Genomic DNA, 20863 nt, shown 5'->3' on the forward strand with positions numbered 1-20863 from the left:
TGCTGCGTGGAAAAGGCGAGATGAGCGAAGCGCTATCGCCTGATGCCGATAACGACACGCTCGATTCCCGCCAGATCAGGGATAATATGCACGTCCGCAATCACTCCGGACGCCCGAAGCAAATCCGCTACAGCCCGGGACTGATGGATGCCGACCTCGTAGGCGACCAGAGCCTTCGCCTTTAGCACAGACGGCAGCGCCTCACACAGCCGGCGATAGCAGTCCAGCCCGTCCGCTCCGCCGTCCAAAGCGAGGCGCGGCTCGTGCTCGATCACTTCGGCGTCCAGCTCATCCACATCCGTACTGGGGATATACGGCGGATTAGAGACGAGAATGTCCACCCGCTCGCCTGCCGCAAGCAATGGCTGGGCCAGATCGCCTTGCAAAAAGCGAATCCGCGCCCCCAGCCGCTCGGCGTTTTCCCGCGCGATCACCGTCGCATCCGGGGACAGGTCGACTGTCATCACGTTCCAGTCAGGTCGTTCGCATGCGAGCGTGACGCAAATGGCCCCGCTTCCCGTACCGATGTCGGCCACATCCAGCACTGCCGCATCCGACCACAGCTGCCTTGCGTGCAGCAGCACCTGCTCCACCAAAATTTCCGTCTCGGGGCGCGGGATCAGCACGCCGGGCCGCACGGTGAACGGGCGACCGTAAAACTCCTGAGAGCCAAACATGTACTGCAGCGGTTCGTGCCGGGAACGCCGCCAGAGCAGCTCATCCAGTCTCTCCACGACCTCGGGCGTGACCGGGTCCAGCATGGAGATCAGAAACCGCGTCCGGTCCCAGTCCAGACAGTGCCGAAGCAGCAACTCGGCTTCAAATACCGGATCTTTGGCTCCCGACTCGCGTAAAAACGAAGAAGCCCGTGTCAGGGCTTCTCGGATCGTCGTGACATCAGACCAATCAAGCTGTGTGCGCATGGCTTTTCAGCAGCTCCGTCTGTTCATGCATAATCAGGTTGTCGATCACTTCGTCCAGGTCGCCTTCGAGGACGGATTCCAAACGGTGCAGTGTCAGTCCGATGCGGTGGTCGGTTACACGGCTTTGCGGATAGTTGTACGTACGGATGCGCTCGCTGCGGTCCCCGGTTCCGACCAAGCTCCTGCGGTTGGCATCGGCTTCCGCGTTTTGCTGCTGCATGTAGTAGTCGTACAGGCGCGCGCGCAGGACGCGAAGCGCTTTGTCCTTGTTGGAGTGCTGGGACTTCTCGTCCTGGCAGGATACCACGATGCCTGTCGGGATGTGGGTCACACGAACGGCCGATTTGGTCGTGTTGACGCTCTGTCCGCCCGCACCGCTGGAACAGAAAGTATCGATGCGGATGTCCTTTTCGTTCACTTCCACTTCGACTTCCTCGGCTTCCGGCAGCACCAGAACCGTTGCCGTCGAGGTGTGGATGCGCCCGCCGGACTCGGTAGCCGGGATGCGCTGTACGCGGTGAGCGCCGCTCTCGAACTTCATTTTGCTGTATGCGCCGCGGCCGCTGAGCGAAAAGACGATTTCCTTGTATCCGCCAAGCTCTGTCGGGCTTGCTTCCAGCACTTCCACTTTGAAGCCCTGGCGTTCAGCATAGCGCGTGTACATGCGGAACAAAACAGCCGCAAACAAGGCAGCCTCGTCGCCGCCTGCCGCACCGCGCACTTCCACGATGACGTTTTTCTCATCGTTGGGGTCTTTTGGCAGCAGCAGGATTTTCAGGCGTTCCTCGAGCTTTTCCTTGCGCGAGCTCAGTTCGCTGATTTCCAGCTTGACCATTTCTCGCATTTCATCGTCCAGTTTCTCTTCCAGCATGGCTTTGGCATCTTCCATCTGGGATACTACTGATTTATATTCACGGTAGGTCGTCACGGTTTCTTCCAGGGAAGACTGTTCTTTGGACAACTCACGCAAGCGCTTTGTATCGCTGATGACGTCGGGGTCACAAAGGAGATTGGTGACTTCTTCATAACGCTCTTCAACTGCGGATAAGCGTGTAAACAATGTACTTCACCCCAATCGCAAAGAATACGAAAATACATTCATACAATCGTAACAGATAAATTATAGGAGGAAACCGGGAATAAGTCAAAGCGCATTATTTATTTGGAAGAGTGAAAGAGAGGTTCCATAGATGCCAAACAGGCCCGGCGTTGCCGAGCCCTCGCTTGAATCCGCCTCTGACCGTGGCCGTCAGCGATGGAAGCCTTCGTTGGAAGTGACATGAAAGTCGTAGCGCGGAATTTTCTGCTTCAGCGCGGCAATCACCTGCCGCTCGATGTCTCGCGCCTGGCTCGCGGTGACGTTGTGCACCAGATCAAGAGTAACATATGCGTTTGCGCCGTTCAGTGTGATTCGCGCATTTTCCACTCCCGGCACGGATTTGGCCATCATCTCCATGTTGTTTAGATCGACCTGGTAGCCGCGCGTCTGGCTATGTCCAATGATCAGGTTCGGATTCTGGCTGCGTCCCATCAGCCCGTCCCGGTCTTCTGTGGGAGCCGCCGGCCGGTGGAGCACATCGCCGCTGTGCTCTCCGCGGGTCGCGGTGTTGTGCTGGCGGTCCAGACTTTGCGTGCCGTAGCTTTTCTCCTGGGTCAAGGTTCGGTTGCAGCCGACGGTGAGGACGGAAGCAACGGCAGCGGCACAAAGCACCGCCAACGAGCTTTTCCAACTGGGCAAGCGTCGCATGAAAAAGCCACCTCCTGTTTTGCCTTAGTCTGTGCATCACGGTGGTTGCTCATGCACGGGCGAAACGGGGGTGGCGCAATCGGGCCAAATGCTCCCGAGCCTGATCAGTCTACAGGCCGCTCTTTGTCTGTCGGCGGGCGGTAGTAGTGCTGGCGACAGACGCTGCTGTACGTGTCGTTTCCAGCGATCTCAATCGTTTCTCCGCTGTAAACGGGCTTGCCGTTTTTGAATTTGAGGATGTGCGTCGCCTTCTTGTTGCAGTAGACGCAGACCGTTTTGATTTCTTCCACTTTGTCGGCTTCGCAGAGCAAAGCGGCGCTGCCCGGGAACAGCTCGTTTTTAAAGTTTTTCAACAATCCGTAGACGATCACGGGAATGCCCAGCCCGTCCACGATCGCCACCAACTGATCGACGTTGTGCTTGCCGATAAACTGCCCCTCGTCCACCAGTACGCAATGCGGCTTCACTTCCTCTGCTGCGACGAGTTCATACAGATCGGTCTCCTCAAAGATCGGGATGGCTTCCCGGCTGATCCCTACGCGAGACGCCACTTTTCCCACCCCGAAGCGGTCGTCGACAGCAGGCGTAAACACCATCACTTTTTTTCCCGATTGCTCGTAGTTGTGTGCTACTGTCAAAAGCTGAATCGATTTGGAGGCGTTCATTGCTCCATAGCGAAAGTAAAGTTGTGCCACGTTCCTGTCTCCCTTTGGCGCGAAATCATGCAGCGTGAAATGGCGCTGCATGGATCGCGGTATATGGCTCTATTGTAGAGGTACTTGCAGCAGAGCGGAAAGGTTTTTTCCGAGGAAAAACAAAACCAGGCAGATCGCTCTACCTGGTTGCTCCAATCCCTTCCGATTAGGAAAGATTGTATTTGCGTTTGAAACGGTCTACACGTCCGCCAGCGTCGACGAATTTTTGTTTACCGGTGAAGAAAGGATGGCAGTTGGAGCAGATCTCCACACGCAGCGCTTGCTTCACAGAGCCGGATTCAAATTCGTTACCGCATGCACATGTAACCTTCACAGTGTTGTACTGTGGATGAATACCTTGTTTCATCTCAAATGCACCTCTTTCCGCCCTGAATCGTTTGCCGAAACAGAGTAAATAAACACAGTAAAAATAGTAGCATGCCGCCCGCACAAATGCAACTGTTTGCCCGCTTAGGCCATGTTTTTCCTGCGTTGCAGCTGCTGCGGAGGGATGTGCGTGAACGACCCGATCACGACGTCCGGCAGCTCTTCCTGATAGATTTCGATCGCCTGCTTCATCCCGAACACTTCGCCCTTCGCCTTCGGAATCATCGAAAGGTAGCTCTCCGGGTCAATGTTCAGATTGCGCAGCTGAATCAGCTTGATGCCGGTCCGACGGATGAAGTTGATCATCGCTTCCATCTCTTCCTCCCGGTCAAACACGCCCGGGAAACACAAATAGTTGATGGACGTGTACACGCCTTTGGATGCCGCATACTCCGCCGAGCGCGCCACATTTTCCAGCGTGTAGTTGCGCGGACGATAGTAGGCGTTGTAGTGCTCATCGATCGCGCTGATGATGCTCACCCGCATCAGGTCGAGACCGGCATCCACGATTCCTTTGATATGGTCGGTCAGTCCCGCATTGGTGTTGATGTTGATGAAGCCCATGTCCGTCTGCTGCCGCACGCGGCGCATCGCCGGAACGATGATGGACGCCATCGTGGACGGCTCGCCCTCGCAGCCTTGTCCGAAGCTGATGATGCTCTCCGGCGTCTGCAGGTGATGGAGCATGACCTCCACCAGCTCGTCCTCCGTCGGCTTGAAATTCATCCGCGTCTGCGGGGATGGGAAGCCGCTGTCCTCCGGCTGTTCGGAAATGCAGCCGTAGCAGCCGGCATTACAGGTGTAGGATACCGGCAGGCTTCCTTCCCAGCGGTGGAAAAAGTTGTTGGAGGCGGTCAAACATTCGTATTCCAGCGCACAGTGGGACAGATGGTGCAGAATCCGGTTTTGCGGAAACAGCTCCAGCGTCTTTGCCACGCGCTCGCGCAGCTCGTCCATCGGGAAGTTGAGCGGGTCCCACTTGTAGATGTCATCGCTTGCCCGTCCGGTTACCCAGAAGCCGCCGTCCTTCCAGACGACTGCCGTATAGCCAAACAGCGGCAGCTTGCTGTCCTTTTTGGTCTTCACATAGCCGGGCAGAAGCAGCCGCGTGATGCCTTGCGGAACGAGCGCTCCCACCGCCGTACAGCCGTCCAGCTTGACCATCTCGCCCGTGTCCGGGTCCATCCCGATCGGCACCGTATCCGGCAGGCTGACCAATGTCGCCCCTTCCGGCAGGGGAATCAGCTCGTCCTCCAAAATCTCTGTCAATATATCTCCGTTGCGCGCCACCGCGTACAGGCCCGGGTGGTCGTACACATTGCCTTTTTCATCTGCGTACACTAAATACATGGGAAAATCGCCTCGCTTCTTTGCTTTGCCCATTGTAACGCATTGAAAAAGCAATGTAAATTGCAGGAGCTTACCTGCCCAGATATGGCAGCGGGTTGATCGGCACGTCGTCCTGCCGCACCTCAAAATGCAGGTGATAGCCTGTCGAGTCTCCTGTATGCCCCATGTATCCGAGCACCTCTCCCGCCTCCACCGTTTGACCCGGCGTCACGACGATCGCCCGCATATGCGCGTAAAACGTCTGCAATCCGTTGCCGTGATCGAGCACGACCAGCTTACCGTAGCCGGAGCGTTTCGCGCCTGCTTCGACGACTACGCCGGATTTCGCTGCGTAAATCGGCGCCTGGCCTTCGCTCTCATTCCACAGATCTACCCCTTTATGCGCCTTTCCCCATCTCACGCCAAAACCGCTCGTGATCGTCGCGCCTTTCACAGGCCACTCCATTCGCTCCCGCACCCGCCCGATCGCCTGTCTGCTGGCTGCCTGCGACGTGTTCCGTTTTTTCTGCAGGTCTTCTGCCTGCAAGGTGCGCCCTGCGACAATCGGGACATGTACGACCTGTCCTACATACAGGTTGTCCGACAGCCATTTGAGCAACGGATTGCGGTCGATCAACAGCTCCCTGCTCACTCCATACCGTCTGCTTATGTAATTAAGCGTCTCGCCGCGCTTGACGACGTGTTTGACTTCATCCCGGCTGATGACCAGCTTCATCCCTATGGCCACCAGATTGGGATTGCTGATTTTGTTTTGCTCGACCAGCTGTTGCAGCGAAAGCCCGTACCGCTGGGCAATGCCTGAAAGCGTATCTCCCTGGTTGACGGCATATACCATCACGTTGCTCTGGGCAGGAGCATCAGAGCGGGCCAGACTGCCATATGGATTAAACGCTTGCAGCAAGGCTTGTTCCACTACGACCCTCTGGGCTTCCTCCAGGCTCCCGATGTGAGCCGGTGTCTGCTCGAAATCCACGATAGACTCCCCCTCTGCTCGGATTCTACCTCTTTACGGTATGCCAATCGGCGAAAAAAAATGACGGTGAGTTAGGAAGAACTCACCGTCGTGTTTGCTGTTTTGCCGCGGCCCTGCCTGGACTCCAGGGTCTGCAAAAATTCGTCGTTGGTTTTGGTTTCCGCCAGCTTTTTGATAAACGAATCCACGAATTCATTGGTCTCGTTCATGTTTTTGCGGATCATCCACAGCTTGTCCAACTGTTCCCTGGTGAGCAGCAGTTCTTCACGCCGCGTGCCGGAACGGCGAATGTCGATCGCCGGGAAAATGCGGCGTTCCGCCAGCTTCCGGTCCAGATGAAGCTCCATGTTGCCCGTTCCCTTGAACTCCTCGTAAATGACATCGTCCATCCGGGAGCCGGTCTCGACCAAGGCCGTAGCCAAAATGGTCAGGCTGCCCCCCTCCTCGATATTGCGCGCGGAGCCAAAGAAACGCTTGGGGCGGTGAAAGGCGGCCGGATCGATCCCGCCGGACAGCGTCCGTCCGCTGGGAGGAATGACGAGGTTGTAGGCGCGCGCCAGGCGTGTAATGGAGTCGAGCAAAATCACCACGTCTTTTTTGTGCTCGACCAAACGCTTCGCCCGCTCCAATACCAGCTCCGCTACCTTGATGTGGTTTTCCGGCAGCTCGTCAAAGGTAGAAGCTACGACTTCCCCTTTCACGGAACGCTGCATATCCGTCACTTCTTCCGGCCGCTCGTCGATGAGCAGCACAAACAAATGAATATCCGGGCGACTCTCTGTAATGCTGTTGGCAATTTCTTTCAGCAGCATGGTTTTTCCTGCTTTGGGTGGTGCCACGATCAGGCCGCGCTGACCTAATCCAACAGGAGAGAGGAGATCCATCAGGCGGGTGGAAACACGCTCAGGGGATGTTTCCAGAACGAGCTTGGTTTGAGGGTACAACGGCGTCAAAGCGGGGAAATGCAAACGCTCTGCAGCTGTTTCGGGGTCTTCTCCGTTCACGGCCTCCACTTGCAAAAGTCCGAAGTAACGTTCGTTCTCCTTTGGCGGTCGCGCTTTCCCCGATACGACATCTCCCATCCGCAAATCAAAACGTCTGATCTGCGATTGGGAAATGTAGATGTCTTCGGAGCTAGGGAGATAGTTGATCGGGCGCAGGAATCCGTACCCTTCTGGCAAGATATCCAGTACGCCCTCCATGAACATCAAACCGTCTCGCTCCGCTCTGGCGCGGAGAATAGCAAAAATCAATTCCTTCTTTTTCAACTGGGAATAGTACGGAATGTGATATTCTTTTGCCAGCTTATAGAGATCGGTCAGCCTCTTTTCTTCCAGTTCGGAAATTAACATACATCCACCACTCTTTATATTCTCTTATTTCCTCTCGATGAAGCGAGTCAGCAGAAATCGAAGCCAACGGTATCGCTGTGCCTGCCACCAGTTGCTTACAGCGTCGGTTTGCGTTCCAGGCGATGGTTGCCTTCGATGAAGCGGACCGTACCCGTTTTGGCGCGCATGACCACGGATTGTGTCGTTGCCCGGTTCCCCTGGAAGCGCACGCCTTTCAAAAGCTCCCCATCGGTTACGCCTGTTGCGGCGAAGATGGCGTCGTCGCCTTTGACCAAATCGTCCATGAACAGCACCTGATGCGGATTGGTCAGGCCCATTTTGACACAGCGCTCAAGTTCTTCCTGGCTCTGCGGCAGCAGCTTCCCTTGGATTTCTCCGCCCAGACATTTCAATGCGACGGCAGCGAGAACCCCCTCCGGAGCACCGCCAGAACCGAACATGATGTCTACACCGGTATCCGGGAAGGCCGTGTTGATCGCCGCTGCTACGTCTCCGTCGGAAATGAGACGGATGCGCGCGCCGGCTTCGCGAATTTCATGGATAATCTGCTGATGGCGCTCCCGATCCAGCACGATCGCCACCAGGTCGCTGATATCTTTGCCCTGCGCCTCTGCCACGGCCTTCAGGTTGTCGCGGATCGGCGCATTGATGTCGATCTTGCCGACAGCTTTTGGGCCTACGGCTATTTTCTCCATGTACATGTCCGGTGCATGCAAAAGATTGCCGCGGTCAGCAATCGCAATGACGGAAATGGCTCCCCATGTGCCCTTGGCGAGAATGTTCGTTCCTTCCAGCGGATCGACGGCCACATCCACCGCCGGAGCGACGCCTTGCCCCAGACGCTCTCCGATGTAGAGCATCGGCGCTTCATCCATTTCGCCTTCACCGATGACGACGATCCCGTCCATCGGCACTTTTTCAAACTCTTTGCGCATGGCTGTCGTCGCCGCATCGTCAGCCTCATCTTTTTTTCCCAGACCCATCCATCGGGCCGAAGCCAAAGCTGCCGCCTCAGTCACGCGTACCAGTTCAAGTGTTAAACTGCGTTCCATTCCGGAAGACTCCTTTTCTGGTCATTTATTATCGTTGATGATTTTCCGAGTGATGCAGACCTACCCGTACTACATCGGCCCCCAGCGACTGCAGCTTGCCCACCAAATTTTCATACCCGCGATCAATATGCTCCAGTCCTTCCAGCTCTGTCGTTCCATTCGTCGCCAGTCCGGCGATGAACAGAGCCGCTCCTGCCCGCAGGTCGGAAGCCACGACCTTCGCCCCGTTCAGTCTGCTGCCGCCTTCAATGACGGCCGATCTGCCCTCGACCTTCAGATTGGCCCCCATCCGCCGCAGTTCATCGACATGCCGGAAGCGGGAGCTGTAGATGTTGTCGGTGACGATGCTCGATCCTTTGGCCAACGTCAAAAGGGTCGTAATCGGCTGCTGAAGATCTGTTGGAAAGCCGGGATAAGGACTTGTTTTCACATCAATGGAACGGTAGACGGGACGGCCGATGACTTGAATGCAATCGTCCATCTCTACCACTTCCGCTCCGATTTCGCGCAGCTTGGCTGTGACGGATTCCAAGTGCTTGGGGATGACATTCTCCACCAGCACATTGCCATTCGTCGCTGCCGCCGCGATCATATACGTACCCGCTTCGATCCGGTCGGGAATGATCGTGTGGCGGCAGCCGCGCAAACGATCCACACCCTGAATGCGGATCATGTCCGTACCCGCGCCTTTGATGCTGGCTCCCATATTGTTCAAAAGGGTAGCTACATCGACAATCTCCGGCTCGCGGGCAGCATTTTCTATAATGGTCACGCCTTCTGCTTTGGCAGCAGCCAGCATGATGTTAATAGTCGCGCCGACACTCACCAGGTCGAGATAGATTCGCGCTCCCTGGAGTCGGCCGCGTTTCGCTTTGATCGTCATGACGCCGTTTCTGTTTTCCACCTGTGCGCCCATGGCCTCAAAGCCTTTGATATGCAAATCAACCGGACGCGGGCCCAGATCGCAGCCGCCGGGCAGCCCCACCTGGGCTTCGCCGAACTTCGCCAGCAAGGCTCCCCACAAATAGTAGGAGGCGCGCAGCTTTTTGATGCGCCCGTTCGGCATCAGCTTCAGCTTCATGGACCGTCCGTCTATTTCCATCCAATCGTCTTCAAAGAGCACATCGGCTCCCATTTCCTGCAGAAGCTCACAATAAATGTCCACGTCCTGAATACGGGGCAAATTCTCAATCACGACTGGCCCATCTGCCAGAAGCGCAGCCGGAATCAAGGCTACCGCGCTGTTTTTTGCTCCGCTGATGGTTACCGTCCCCGCGAGCGGTTTTCCACCATTGATGATCAGCTTATCCATGCTCTGCTCTCCTCAGACGTAATCGGGAAAGAAGCACCTTCCCCGATGGAAAAGGTGCTTGGAACTGTATCATTCGTTCTTATTTTTGCATGCCTGCCCAGTCAGTGAGAAATTTCTCGATACCGCTGTCCGTCAACGGGTGGGCAAGCAGTTGTTTGAATACTTTCGCTGGAATGGTAGCGTAGTGCGCTCCGCGTTTCGCAGCTTCTGTCACGTGGATCGGATGGCGTACCGAGGCGGCGATGATTTCCGTCTCGATGCCGTGTACGGAGAAAATTTCCGCGATGTCGTCGATGAGATTCATGCCGTCCTGACCGATATCGTCCAGGCGTCCCAGGAACGGAGACACGAAGCTCGCTCCGGCGCGAGCAGCCAGCAGCGCCTGGTTCGCGGAAAAGACCAGCGTGACGTTGGTCCTGATCTTTCTCTTGGCAAAATACTTGGCAGCCTTCAAGCCTTCTGCGGTCATCGGGATTTTCACGACGATGTTTTTGGACAGGGAAGCGAGCTTTTCGCCCTCTTCAATCATGCCTTTTGCATCGGTGCTGATGACCTCGGCACTGATCGGGCCGTCTACGATGTCGATGATTTCTTTCAACGTCTCGATGAAATCGCGGCCTTCCTTGGCTACCAGGGAAGGATTCGTGGTCACGCCGGCGAGCACGCCCCACTCGTGAATTTCGCGGATTTCATCGACGTTTGCTGTATCTATCAGAAAGCGCATGGGAATCCTCCTTGGCTACGCGCGGTTGCTGCTTCCGAACAGGCGCATTTTTCCTTTGACTACTTCCTTGATCGCATCGCGAGCAGGACCCAGGTATTTGCGCGGATCGATCTCGTTCGGCTTGGCGGCGAGCACTTTGCGTACTGCTTCGGTGCATGCGACTTGAGATTCTGTATTGACGTTGATTTTCCCCACGCCCAGGCTGATCGATTTGACGATCGCTTCGTCCGGCACGCCGGAACCGCCGTGCAGCACAATAGGAGCGCCGATGTTGCTCGCCACTTTTTCGATAATGTCGTAACGGATTTTCGGAACGCCTTTGTACATGCCGTGTGCGGTACCTACAGCGATGGCAAGGTAGTCTACCTTGGTTTCTTCCCAGAAGCGAATCGCTTCTTCCGGATTGGCCAGAGTTGCGTCCTCCTCGTCTACGGACAGGTCGTCTTCCACCCCGCCGATCGTACCGAGCTCGCCTTCTACAGAAACGCCAACAGCGTGAGCAGCCTCTACGACTTGCTTGGTCAGACGAATGTTGTCTTCAAATGAGTGATGAGATCCATCGAACATGACGGAAGAGAACCCTGCGCGAATGCACTTCATGACCATGTCAAAGTTGCTGCCGTGATCAAGGTGCAAGGCAACCGGGACTCCTGCGCGTTCCGCTGCCACCTTGGCAATGGCTACGGTGTAGTCGATGCCCATGTATTTCAGAGCTCCCTCAGAGACACCGAAAATGACTGGAGATTTCTCCTCCATGGCAGCTTCAGTAATCGCTTGAGTGAACTCCAGGTTGTTGAGGTTGAATTGTCCGACGGCGTACTTGTGCTTCTTGACGTCTTCGGTAAAAGCGGTCATTGGTACGAGTGGCATATTGTAAATCCTCCTCTAGCAAACTTCAATCATGAGGCTTATTATATCACAGACACCTGCTTGTTAACAGGTACGCTTGTCTAGGTTGCGCCTGATACTAACATGCCAGTTGCTGATGCACCGCCATGCGCAGCTCGTCGATGTCAAACGGCTTGGTGAAATGCGTCAGCGCTCCGAGCTGTGTCGCTTCCTTTATCATGTCCAGCTCTCCGTAAGCAGTCATCATGATGACCTTGATTTCCTGATTGATTTTTTTGATGTGCTTCAAAATCTCGATGCCATCCATGCCAGGGATCTTCATATCGAGGATGACCAGATCAGGAGACTCCTTTTCCACGATCTCCAACGCCATTTTTCCGTTCGCAGCCTGGAACGTCTTGTAGCCTTCCTTGCCCAGTACCTCGTAAAGCAAGATGCGGATTCCGTACTGATCGTCGACCACCAACACTTTTTTGTCTTTCTTGTTCAACATGTGCAATCCTCCTGACCAGGTCCTTTTCCTTATGACATATGGTTCGCCTAAATTCAGGAAAATCCTGCTGAATCCCGCTGAAATTTTCCCGCATCTGCGCATTGGAGTATAATAGAAATACGATTTTTTCAGCCAAGTGAGGAGCCGACGACCCTATGGACGCAGTATGGCTGATCTGCCTGTTGACTTTCATTATCCATACCACGGAGACACTTTCCTATGCCGTGCGCTTCGCAGGCGTACAGTCAGGGAGGCTGGCGGTAGCCTTGTCACTCGTTGGCATTATCCTGCTCCTGTCCCGCACGTCAAACCTGATCCAGGGCCCCTTCACCGGCGGACTGATCGACCAGGCGGCGCTGTCCCATAGCGATCCGAGCCTGAAGCTGCACCTGATCGTCGCGGCGGCATCGCTCGGCACGCTGGCGTCCATCCTGCTCTTCCCGACGGCGGCACAGCTCTCCAAAAGAGTGATCGCCCACCTGGAGCTGGCAGGGTCCATCCCGCAAATGCTGCGTACAGCCGTCACCATCGACAGCCTCCGCCGTGTACGGCATCACGTGCGCGTGCCCAGCCTGAACGTCATCTCCCGCTTTCGCATCAAAGGCGTGCCCAACCGGCTGCTGCTGCTTAACTGCATCGGTACCGGCATCTACACGAGCAGCATCCTGTCCGTCCTCTACGCGACGCTGCTCGCCCCTGACTACAAGGCTACGGTGCTGATGTCCTCCGGGCTGATCAACGGCTTCGCCACCATTTTCATGACGATTCTCGTCGATCCGCAGGTAGCGCTCATGACGGAAAAGGCGATGCAAGGGAAAGCCACGCTGGACTCCATCCGCGATATGTACATGTGGCTGATGATCGCCCGTTTCTTCGGGACGCTGCTCGCCCAGGCGTTGCTCATCCCTGCTGCCTACTGGGTGGCATGGATTGCGCCGCTCTTTCACTGAACCGCAAAACGCAAGATCTTATGCAAAATGCACCTGCGACACATTCCGCCGCAGGTGCATTTTTTCCTGTTTATTTACGGTTGGTCAGCGCAGCTTTTACGAACTCGCGGAACAGCGGCTGCGGACGGTTCGGACGGGAGGTGAACTCCGGATGGAACTGGGTAGCCAGGAACCACGGGTGGTCCGGAACTTCGATGATCTCCACCAGACGGCCGTCCGGGGAAGTACCTGCAAAGCGCAGACCCAGCGAAGCCAGCTGCTCCCGGTACTCGTTGTTCACTTCGTAGCGGTGGCGATGGCGCTCGTACACCAGCGTGCTGCCGTACGCCTGCGCGGCCAGGCTGCCTTCTTCCACTTTGGTCGGGCCAACGCCCAGACGCATGGTGCCGCCCTTGTCTTCGATTTCTTTTTGCTCCGGCAACAGGTCGATGACCGGGTATGGCGTGTCCGGATTGATCTCGGAGCTGTTCGCCCTATCCATGCCTGCCACGTGGCGCGCAAATTCGATAACGGCAATTTGCATCCCCAGGCAGATGCCCAGGAACGGAACTTTATTTTCCCGGGCGTAGCGCGTCGCGATAATTTTCCCTTCGATCCCGCGGTCGCCGAAGCCGCCTGGCACGAGGATGCCATCTACGTCGCCGAGCAGTTCGCTCACGTTTTCCTCCGTGACTTCTTCCGCGCTCACCCATTTGATGTCGATTTTGGAGTCAATGGCATAGCCGCCGTGATAAAGCGCTTCTGCTACAGACAGGTAGGCGTCATGCAGCTCTACGTATTTCCCGACAATCGCGATGCGCGTTGTTTTGGACAGGTTTTTGATCTTGCTGACCAGCGACTTCCATTCGGTCATGTCCGCTTCCTGGCAAGTCAGGCCGAGATGGCGACAGACGTAATCGTCCAGCCCTTGCGCCTGCAATTGCAGCGGAACATCGTACAGGGTCTCGGCATCGACGCACTCGACAACCGCGTTCTTATCGATGTCACAGAACAGCGCCAGCTTGTCCTTCATTTCTTGGGTCATCGGCTGTTCGGTACGGGTAACGATGACGGTAGGCTGGATGCCCAGGCTGCGCAATTCCTTGACGCTGTGCTGGGTCGGCTTGGTTTTCATCTCGCCGGCAGCCTTGATGTACGGCACGAGCGTCACATGGATGTACATGACGTTCTCGCGGCCGATGTCGCTCTTGATTTGACGGATCGCTTCCAGGAACGGCAAGCTCTCGATATCCCCGACAGTTCCGCCGATCTCGGTGATGACCACGTCCGCTCCGGTCTCGCGGCCTGCGCGGAAGACGCGTTCCTTGATTTCGTTGGTAATGTGCGGGATGACCTGTACGGTTCCGCCCAGGTAGTCCCCGCGGCGCTCTTTTGCGATCACCGAGGAGTAGATTTTACCGGTCGTTACGTTGGAGTTGGCGCTCAGGTTGATGTCGATGAACCGCTCGTAGTGACCGAGGTCCAGGTCCGTTTCCGCTCCGTCATCCGTTACGAATACTTCCCCATGCTGATACGGACTCATCGTTCCCGGGTCTACGTTAATGTATGGGTCAAACTTCTGAATCGTTACCTTCAGTCCGCGATTCTTCAGGAGTCGGCCCAGAGAAGCCGCCGTAATTCCTTTTCCCAGCGAGGATACGACCCCGCCCGTCACAAAAATATACTTCGCCATCGTTTACGTCCCCTCTTTCCCTAATCCTCAAGATGATAATAAATCAGATGAAGACGGCTCCCAAAAAAAGAAAAAACAAAAGCGAGTCCTATCCCGTACAGCGATGGGGTAGGGGCACTTTTGTTTTATAGTTTCCCATATTTGATCCTTCTTCATGTGAAGCCCAAGGAGTATTTTATCTGTCTGTCAGGCGGAAGTCAAGGACTTATCCTCGATCATCTTCATCCTCGAAATCTTCGTCAAACTCCTCTTCTTCTGCTTCTTCATCTTCAAACAATTCTTCTTCCTCGATCTCTTCCTCATCGATTTCTGCATCGAGTTCTTCATCCTCGATGTCGACATCTTCGTCCACGAACTCTTCTTCGTCGTCAAAGATAACCACATCGTCTTCCTCGTACTCTTCGACGATGTCTTCTTCGGTATCGTAGTCGTCGAAATCGTCGTCCAGGATGACCTTTTTCTTCTTCGTGCCGCCGCCTTCTTGCGTCTCTTCGACGGTGTCGGTCGGATACCAGCGTTTCAGTCCCCAGACGTTGTCGCCGAGACAGACGAAGCGGCCGTCGATGTTAATTTCTGTGTATACTTGAGCAATGATGGCCATCGTCTGCTCGTGCGTCATGTTGCGCAGCTTCGCCAGTTCATCCATCAGCTCGCGGAAGTTGTAAGTCCGGTTGGTTTCGCGCAAAATTTCATACGCAATATCAACCAATGCCATCTCACTCAGTTTCTCGGAATCAATATGAGCAAACAATTGACTCACTTGGGGGCACGTCCTTTCCATTGAAAACTTACGGGATACCATACAGCCTGTACTTCTCGGTGAGGCATGGCTTTGTACAGGTAAATCTACAATAAGGTCGGATTCTTTCATTGTACAACATACGAAGGCTAACATACAGTATTCCTTATTTTAGCCGAAAATGCAAGGCTTTCAAACCGTGGCGCAGAGATATTCGCGGCGAGCCGCAGGCAGCTTTGCAAGGGGCAGCAATTCCAAACACGGACATGGGAAATCCCCCGGCTCGCTGCCGAGGGATTCGCCTCTTACATGTTTCTGCGGTATTGCCCGCCGACCTCGTACAAGGCCGCGCTGATTTGTCCCAGCGACGCTACCTTCACTGTCTCCATCAGCTCCGCAAAAATATTGCCTCCGGACATGGCGACCTCCTGCAAGCGGCGCAGAGCAGGTCCTGCCTCGTCGCGGTTTCTTTCCTGGAAGGCCCGCAGGTTTTGGATCTGCTGCAACTTCTCCTCTTCCGTCGCGCGAGCCAGCTCGATCTCGTAGTCTTCCTCGGACGAATTCGGGTTGATAAAGGTGTTCACTCCGATAATCGGCAGCTCGCCGGTGTGCTTCTTCATCTCGTAGTACATCGATTCGTCCTGGATTTTGCCGCGCTGGTACTGCGTCTCCATTGCCCCCAGCACGCCGCCGCGGGAGCTCAGTCGCTCGAACTCCTGCATGACGGCTTCCTCGACCAGATCGGTCAGCTCCTCGATAATAAACGACCCTTGCAGCGGATTTTCGTTTTTCGCCAGCCCCAGCTCTTTGTTGATGATCATCTGGATCGCCATGGCGCGGCGTACCGAGTTTTCCGTCGGCGTGGTGATCGCCTCGTCATAGGCGTTCGTATGCAGCGAGTTGCAGTTGTCGTAGATGGCGATGAGCGCCTGCAGTGTCGTGCGGATGTCGTTGAAGTCCATCTCCTGCGCATGCAGAGAGCGGCCCGATGTCTGGATGTGGTACTTGAGCTTTTGGCTGCGTTCATTGGCGTCATAGCGGTTTTTCATGACAGTCGCCCAGATGCGCCGTGCCACGCGGCCGATGACCGTGTACTCCGGATCGAGCCCGTTGGAGAAGAAGAACGACAGATTCGGCGCAAAGTCGTCGATGTGCATGCCGCGGCTCAGGTAGTATTCGACGTACGTAAAGCCGTTGGCCAGCGTGAAGGCCAGCTGGGTAATCGGATTGGCCCCCGCCTCGGCGATATGGTAGCCCGAAATGGAGACGGAATAGTAGTTGCGCACCTTGTGATCGATGAAATACTGCTGGATGTCGCCCATCATCCGCAGCGCAAACTCCGTGGAGAAGATGCACGTATTTTGTCCCTGGTCTTCCTTGAGAATGTCCGCCTGCACGGTTCCGCGCACGGTCGAGAGCGTGTACGCCTTGATTCTCTCCGCTTCCTCCGCGGTCGGCTGGCGCCCTTCACGCGCGGTGAACGCCTCGATCTGCTGTTCGATCGCCGTGTTCATGAACATCGCCAAAATCATGGGCGCCGGACCGTTGATGGTCATCGACACGGATGTGCTCGGCGCGCACAGGTCGAAGCCTGCATACAGCTTTTTCATGTCGTCCAGCGTGCAGATGCTCACGCCGCTCGTACCGATCTTGCCGTAAATGTCCGGGCGATAGTCAGGGTCTTCCCCGTACAGCGTCACCGAGTCAAAGGCCGTACTCAAGCGCTTGGCCTCGTCATTTTGCGACAGGAAGTGGAAGCGTCTGTTGGTCCGCTCCGGTGTTCCCTCGCCTGCAAACTGGCGCTTCGGGTCCTCTCCCTCCCGCTTGAACGGGAAGACGCCTGCCGTGTACGGGAACTCCCCAGGCACATTTTCCTTCAGCGACCATTTCAAAATCTCGCCCCAATCCTCGAACTCGGGGACGGCGACCTTCGGGATGCGCGTTCCGGACAGCGACTCGCTGAACAGCTTGGTCACGATTTCCTTGTCGCGGATTTTCGTCACGAACTGATCCGCTTTGTAGGAAGCCTTCAATTGCGGCCAGCGCTCCAGAATGCGTCTGCACTCCGGATGCAGCTTTTCTTCAAACAGCTTGATCTGTTTGTCCAGAACAGCAATGACTTCCTCTGTAGAAGCATCGCCCGACGACAGGAGCGTCTCCTTGGCCCCGTGCAGCTGGTACAGCTTGCGGGCGATAGCGGACTGCTCCTCCGTGTACTTGCGGTATTGACGCACCGTATTGGCGATATCCTGCAAATAGTTGATCCTCTCTGTCGGAATCAACGAAGTTTTGTGAATGTGGACCGGAGTCGTATCCAGCTGCTCGACGGACCAGTCTACTCCTGTTTTCTCGACGATCTTGTGCATCAGCGCCGCAAACAGGACATTGGTGCCCGGGTCGTTGAACTGGCTGGCGATCGTGCCGTAGACAGGCACCTTCTCGTCCGGCAGGTCAAACTGCTGGCGGCTGCGCCGATACTGCTTGCGCACCTCGCGCAGGGCATCCTCGGAGCCTTTGCGCTCGAACTTGTTGATTGCGACCACGTCGGCAAAGTCCAGCATGTCGATCTTTTCCAGCTGGGACGGCGCCCCGAACTCGCTCGTCATCACATACATGGACACGTCGCACACTTCCGTGACCTGCGCATCGCCCTGACCGATTCCGCTCGTCTCTACAATGATCAGGTCAAAATGCGCCGCGCGCGCCACGCGAATCGCGTCCTCCAACGCCGCCGACAGCTCCATGCCGGATTTGCGCGTAGCCAGGCTGCGCATATAGACGCGCGGCGTGTTGTTGGCGTTCATCCGGATACGGTCGCCAAGCAGCGCTCCGCCCGATTTTTGCTTGGACGGATCGACGGACAAAATGGCTACCGTCTTGTCGGCGTAGGTGCGAATAAAGCGGCGGACCAACTCGTCCGTCAAGGAGCTTTTCCCTGCGCCCCCCGTACCGGTAATCCCCAGCACCGGAATCGTCTTCTGCGGCTCCGGCACGCCGTTTTTGAGCGGCTCTGCCCACTGCGGCTCGTCGACGGCATACTCCGCTACGGAGATCAGCCGCGCGACTGCCTGATGATTCTGCTCGCGGAGCCGCTCCACTTCATCGCGGAGCTGCTTGACCGTCGGGAAATCGGTCTTGCGGAGCATGTCGTTGATCATGCCCTGCAGTCCGAGATTGCGGCCGTCATCCGGGGAGTAAATTTTACAGACTCCGTATGCTTCCAATTCCCGAATTTCGCGTGGAACGATGACACCGCCCCCGCCCCCAAAAACGCGGATATGCTCGGCTCCCCGCTCTTTCAACAAATCGATCACGTACTTGAAAAACTCCACATGACCGCCCTGGTAGGAGCTGATGGCAATTCCTTGCACATCCTCCTGAATCGCTGCCGTGACAATATCGTCAACGGAACGGTTGTGACCCAGATGGATTACTTCCACTCCCGAAGATTGCAAAATACGACGCATGATGTTGATCGAGGCATCGTGACCGTCATACAGACTGGCGGCGGTCACAAAGCGAATCTTGTTTTGCGGACGATACACTTCTGTTTCCATCGTTCCACTCTCCCCGAGATTCCAGTATTATTCGGAGACACTGATTTCATTCAGCAGCAAAGCGATCTGCTTTTCGGTGTACTCCTCTAGCGTATAGTGTTTGTGCAAAGCCCACCGGCGGAACACCCACATCTCGCCCAGCACCATGATGTTGTCGGCCATGAGCTTGACGTGCTTTTCATCCATGCGAATGGACCCGTCGGCAATTCCTCTGCGGAGAATCTCCACAAAGACCTGGGCGATTTCTTCTTCCCGTCCCAGGACAAAGCGCAGCGTCTCTTTTGGCAGCGATTTGGACTCCTGGTAAATGAGCAGGACGCGATCGCTCATCTGGTCCATCACGCGAATGAAGCTCTTTAAGGCCAGCTTCAATATTTTCAGGCCGGTCCCGTTAAAATTGATCGCCTCGCGCAGACGGCTCTCCATCTCCGCATGGATGGCGTCACACACGAGGTACAGGACGTCTTCCTTCGATTCGATATACTCGTACAAGGTTCCGATGCTAAACCCCGAGGCACGGGCAATCTCCCGTGTCGTCGTTTTATGAAAACCTTTATGAATGAACAGGTTGACTGCCGCTTCCACGATCTGTTCCCGGCGCTTCTCAATCAGCTTGGGGTCCTTCACCAAAGAAGGAATACTTTTCCTTTTTTCAGACATAATTGCTCCACCCTTCCGACCGACCGAGCGTTAGGTCAGATGATTCGCCAAATATCAAGCGAAAAAACGCTCGTCTCTGTATCTTGTCGCAACTATTATAAGCGAGTCGACGACAGAAGCCAATTCTTTCTTTTCCCCTTCATTTTGCGGGACATCTTATATAGAAGAAATGGCGGGAGCAGTCATCCTGCTCCCACTCTGCCGGTCGGTGGCCGCTTGTGCCGTGGACGCCTGGTTTTCCTATTCTTTCAGCAGGTAGTTGCTGATGACAACGCGCTGGATTTCATTGGTGCCTTCGTAAATCTGGGTGATTTTCGCGTCGCGCATGAAGCGCTCAACCGGATACTCGCGGGTGTAGCCGTAGCCGCCGAATACTTGCACGGCTTCCGTGGTCACTTCCATCGCAGTATCGCCGGCGAACACCTTCGACATCGCGGATGCTTTGCCGTACGGCAGCCCTTGATCCTCCAGCCATGCTGCCTGATAGGTGAGCAGGCGGGCAGCCTCGATCTTGGTCGCCATATCTGCCAGTTTGAACTGGATCGCTTGCAAGGAAGCAATCGGCTTGCCGAACTGGTTGCGCTCCTTGGCGTAATTGCGGGCATGCTCGTACGCGCCCTGGGCGATGCCGAGCGCTTGTGCGGCGATCCCGTTGCGTCCGCCGTCCAAGGTCATCATCGCAATTTTGAAGCCCTCGCCTTCCTTGCCCAGCACGTTTTCTGCCGGTACGCGGACATCCTCGAAGTTGACAGCGAGCGTCGGCGAGGAACGGATGCCCAGTTTTTTCTCTTTTTTGCCCATCGTGAAGCCGTCCATGCCTTTTTCTACGATAAAGGCCGTGATGCCCTTGTGCTTCAGCTCCGGATTGGTCACCGCGAACACGATGTAGATCTCGGCTTCCCCTGCGTTCGTGATGAAGATTTTGCTGCCGTTCAAAATGTAGTGATCGCCTTCGCGGACTGCCGTGGTGCGCATGCCTGCCGAGTCAGAGCCAGAGCCCGGTTCGGTGAGGCAGTACGCTCCCATTTTCTTGCCTTCCGCCAGCGGGCGCAAAAACTTCTGCTTCTGCTCTTCCGTCCCGAACTTGTAGAGCGGCCAGCTCGCCAGGGACACATGGGCGGACAGCGTCACCCCGATGGAAGCATCCACGCGGGACAGCTCCTCGACGGCGATGACGTAGCTCAAGTAATCCGCTCCTGCTCCGCCGTATTGCTCCGGCCACGGAATACCCGTCAGGCCCAGCTCGGCCATCTGTTCAAAGATGGAACGATCGAACCGCTCTTCCTCGTCGCGTTCCGCTGCCGTTGGAGCCACCTGGTTTTCGGCAAAGTCACGGATCATTTTTCGCAGCATCTCATGTTCTTCGGTCAGTTGAAAGTTCATTTCTTCCACTCCCCCATGTGTTCATTCAGTCCGTCCGGAACGTGG

Annotated in this window: 19 protein-coding genes; 1 reads left to right on the top strand and 18 read right to left on the bottom strand. The window is 55.8% G+C overall.

Features of this window, described 5'->3' with window-relative positions; all coding sequences use genetic code 11:
* Window positions 1-32: 32 nt before the first annotated feature.
* From prmC to ACFSO0_RS00340, 13 genes are all read right to left on the bottom strand, one after another.
* Complete coding sequence (prmC, locus tag ACFSO0_RS00280) at window positions 33-923, bottom strand: peptide chain release factor N(5)-glutamine methyltransferase (protein ID WP_376874617.1); 891 nt, start codon at window positions 921-923, stop codon at window positions 33-35.
* Window positions 907-1983: a peptide chain release factor 1 gene (gene prfA, locus ACFSO0_RS00285; protein WP_376874620.1), complete on the bottom strand. Its 1077-nt coding sequence runs from the start codon at window positions 1981-1983 to the stop codon at window positions 907-909. The genes prmC and prfA overlap by 17 nt, the downstream gene beginning before the upstream one ends.
* A gap of 189 nt (window positions 1984-2172) precedes the next feature.
* Window positions 2173-2670, bottom strand: a complete 498-nt coding sequence (locus ACFSO0_RS00290) for a sporulation protein (protein ID WP_376874623.1) — start codon at window positions 2668-2670, stop codon at window positions 2173-2175.
* Window positions 2671-2774: 104 nt separating this feature from the next.
* A complete protein-coding gene (locus ACFSO0_RS00295; RefSeq protein ID WP_376874626.1) occupies window positions 2775-3365 on the bottom strand; it encodes a thymidine kinase in 591 nt (196 codons plus the stop codon).
* 166 nt (window positions 3366-3531) lie between these two features.
* Window positions 3532-3732, bottom strand: coding sequence for a 50S ribosomal protein L31 (gene rpmE / locus ACFSO0_RS00300; RefSeq protein WP_310766816.1), 201 nt, complete (start codon window positions 3730-3732; stop codon window positions 3532-3534).
* A 104-nt stretch (window positions 3733-3836) separates the two neighbouring features.
* Complete coding sequence (locus tag ACFSO0_RS00305) at window positions 3837-5102, bottom strand: radical SAM family protein (RefSeq protein WP_376874630.1); 1266 nt, start codon at window positions 5100-5102, stop codon at window positions 3837-3839.
* 70 nt (window positions 5103-5172) lie between these two features.
* Window positions 5173-6075, bottom strand: a complete 903-nt coding sequence (locus tag ACFSO0_RS00310; protein WP_376874633.1) for a peptidoglycan DD-metalloendopeptidase family protein — start codon at window positions 6073-6075, stop codon at window positions 5173-5175.
* 71 nt (window positions 6076-6146) lie between these two features.
* The gene (gene rho, locus ACFSO0_RS00315) at window positions 6147-7427 is read right to left on the bottom strand and encodes a transcription termination factor Rho (protein ID WP_376874636.1); all 1281 of its coding nucleotides are present in this window, start codon (window positions 7425-7427) and stop codon (window positions 6147-6149) included.
* A 95-nt stretch (window positions 7428-7522) separates the two neighbouring features.
* A complete protein-coding gene (gene glpX, locus ACFSO0_RS00320; protein ID WP_376874639.1) occupies window positions 7523-8479 on the bottom strand; it encodes a class II fructose-bisphosphatase in 957 nt (318 codons plus the stop codon).
* Between the two features lie 28 nt (window positions 8480-8507).
* A complete protein-coding gene (locus ACFSO0_RS00325; RefSeq protein ID WP_376874642.1) occupies window positions 8508-9791 on the bottom strand; it encodes a UDP-N-acetylglucosamine 1-carboxyvinyltransferase in 1284 nt (427 codons plus the stop codon).
* Window positions 9792-9870: 79 nt separating this feature from the next.
* Window positions 9871-10515, bottom strand: a complete 645-nt coding sequence (fsa, locus tag ACFSO0_RS00330) for a fructose-6-phosphate aldolase (RefSeq protein ID WP_376874645.1) — start codon at window positions 10513-10515, stop codon at window positions 9871-9873.
* A 15-nt stretch (window positions 10516-10530) separates the two neighbouring features.
* Window positions 10531-11385, bottom strand: a complete 855-nt coding sequence (fba, locus tag ACFSO0_RS00335; protein WP_376874648.1) for a class II fructose-1,6-bisphosphate aldolase — start codon at window positions 11383-11385, stop codon at window positions 10531-10533.
* A 97-nt stretch (window positions 11386-11482) separates the two neighbouring features.
* Window positions 11483-11857 carry a response regulator gene (locus tag ACFSO0_RS00340; RefSeq protein WP_376874651.1) on the bottom strand — a complete coding sequence of 125 codons (375 nt, stop codon included), beginning with the start codon at window positions 11855-11857 and terminating at the stop codon, window positions 11483-11485.
* 155 nt (window positions 11858-12012) lie between these two features.
* Here ACFSO0_RS00340 and ACFSO0_RS00345 point away from each other — a divergent pair, with 155 nt between their 5' ends.
* Complete coding sequence (locus ACFSO0_RS00345; protein WP_376874654.1) at window positions 12013-12807, top strand: lipid II flippase Amj family protein; 795 nt, start codon at window positions 12013-12015, stop codon at window positions 12805-12807.
* 70 nt (window positions 12808-12877) lie between these two features.
* Here ACFSO0_RS00345 and ACFSO0_RS00350 read toward each other — a convergent pair whose 3' ends face one another.
* From ACFSO0_RS00350 to ACFSO0_RS00370, 5 genes are all read right to left on the bottom strand, one after another.
* Window positions 12878-14479 carry a CTP synthase gene (locus ACFSO0_RS00350; RefSeq protein ID WP_376874657.1) on the bottom strand — a complete coding sequence of 534 codons (1602 nt, stop codon included), beginning with the start codon at window positions 14477-14479 and terminating at the stop codon, window positions 12878-12880.
* A 205-nt stretch (window positions 14480-14684) separates the two neighbouring features.
* The gene (gene rpoE / locus ACFSO0_RS00355; RefSeq protein ID WP_376874660.1) at window positions 14685-15239 is read right to left on the bottom strand and encodes a DNA-directed RNA polymerase subunit delta; all 555 of its coding nucleotides are present in this window, start codon (window positions 15237-15239) and stop codon (window positions 14685-14687) included.
* 284 nt (window positions 15240-15523) lie between these two features.
* A complete protein-coding gene (icmF, locus tag ACFSO0_RS00360; protein WP_376874663.1) occupies window positions 15524-18775 on the bottom strand; it encodes a fused isobutyryl-CoA mutase/GTPase IcmF in 3252 nt (1083 codons plus the stop codon).
* A 27-nt stretch (window positions 18776-18802) separates the two neighbouring features.
* Entirely contained in the window at window positions 18803-19435 is a 633-nt protein-coding gene (locus ACFSO0_RS00365) for a TetR/AcrR family transcriptional regulator (RefSeq protein ID WP_376874666.1), read from the bottom strand.
* Between the two features lie 240 nt (window positions 19436-19675).
* Complete coding sequence (locus tag ACFSO0_RS00370) at window positions 19676-20818, bottom strand: acyl-CoA dehydrogenase (protein WP_376874669.1); 1143 nt, start codon at window positions 20816-20818, stop codon at window positions 19676-19678.
* Window positions 20819-20863: the final 45 nt, after the last annotated feature.

It is taken from the genome of Brevibacillus sp. GCM10020057 (genome assembly GCF_042683565.1).
Taxonomy (GTDB): domain Bacteria; phylum Bacillota; class Bacilli; order Brevibacillales; family Brevibacillaceae; genus Brevibacillus.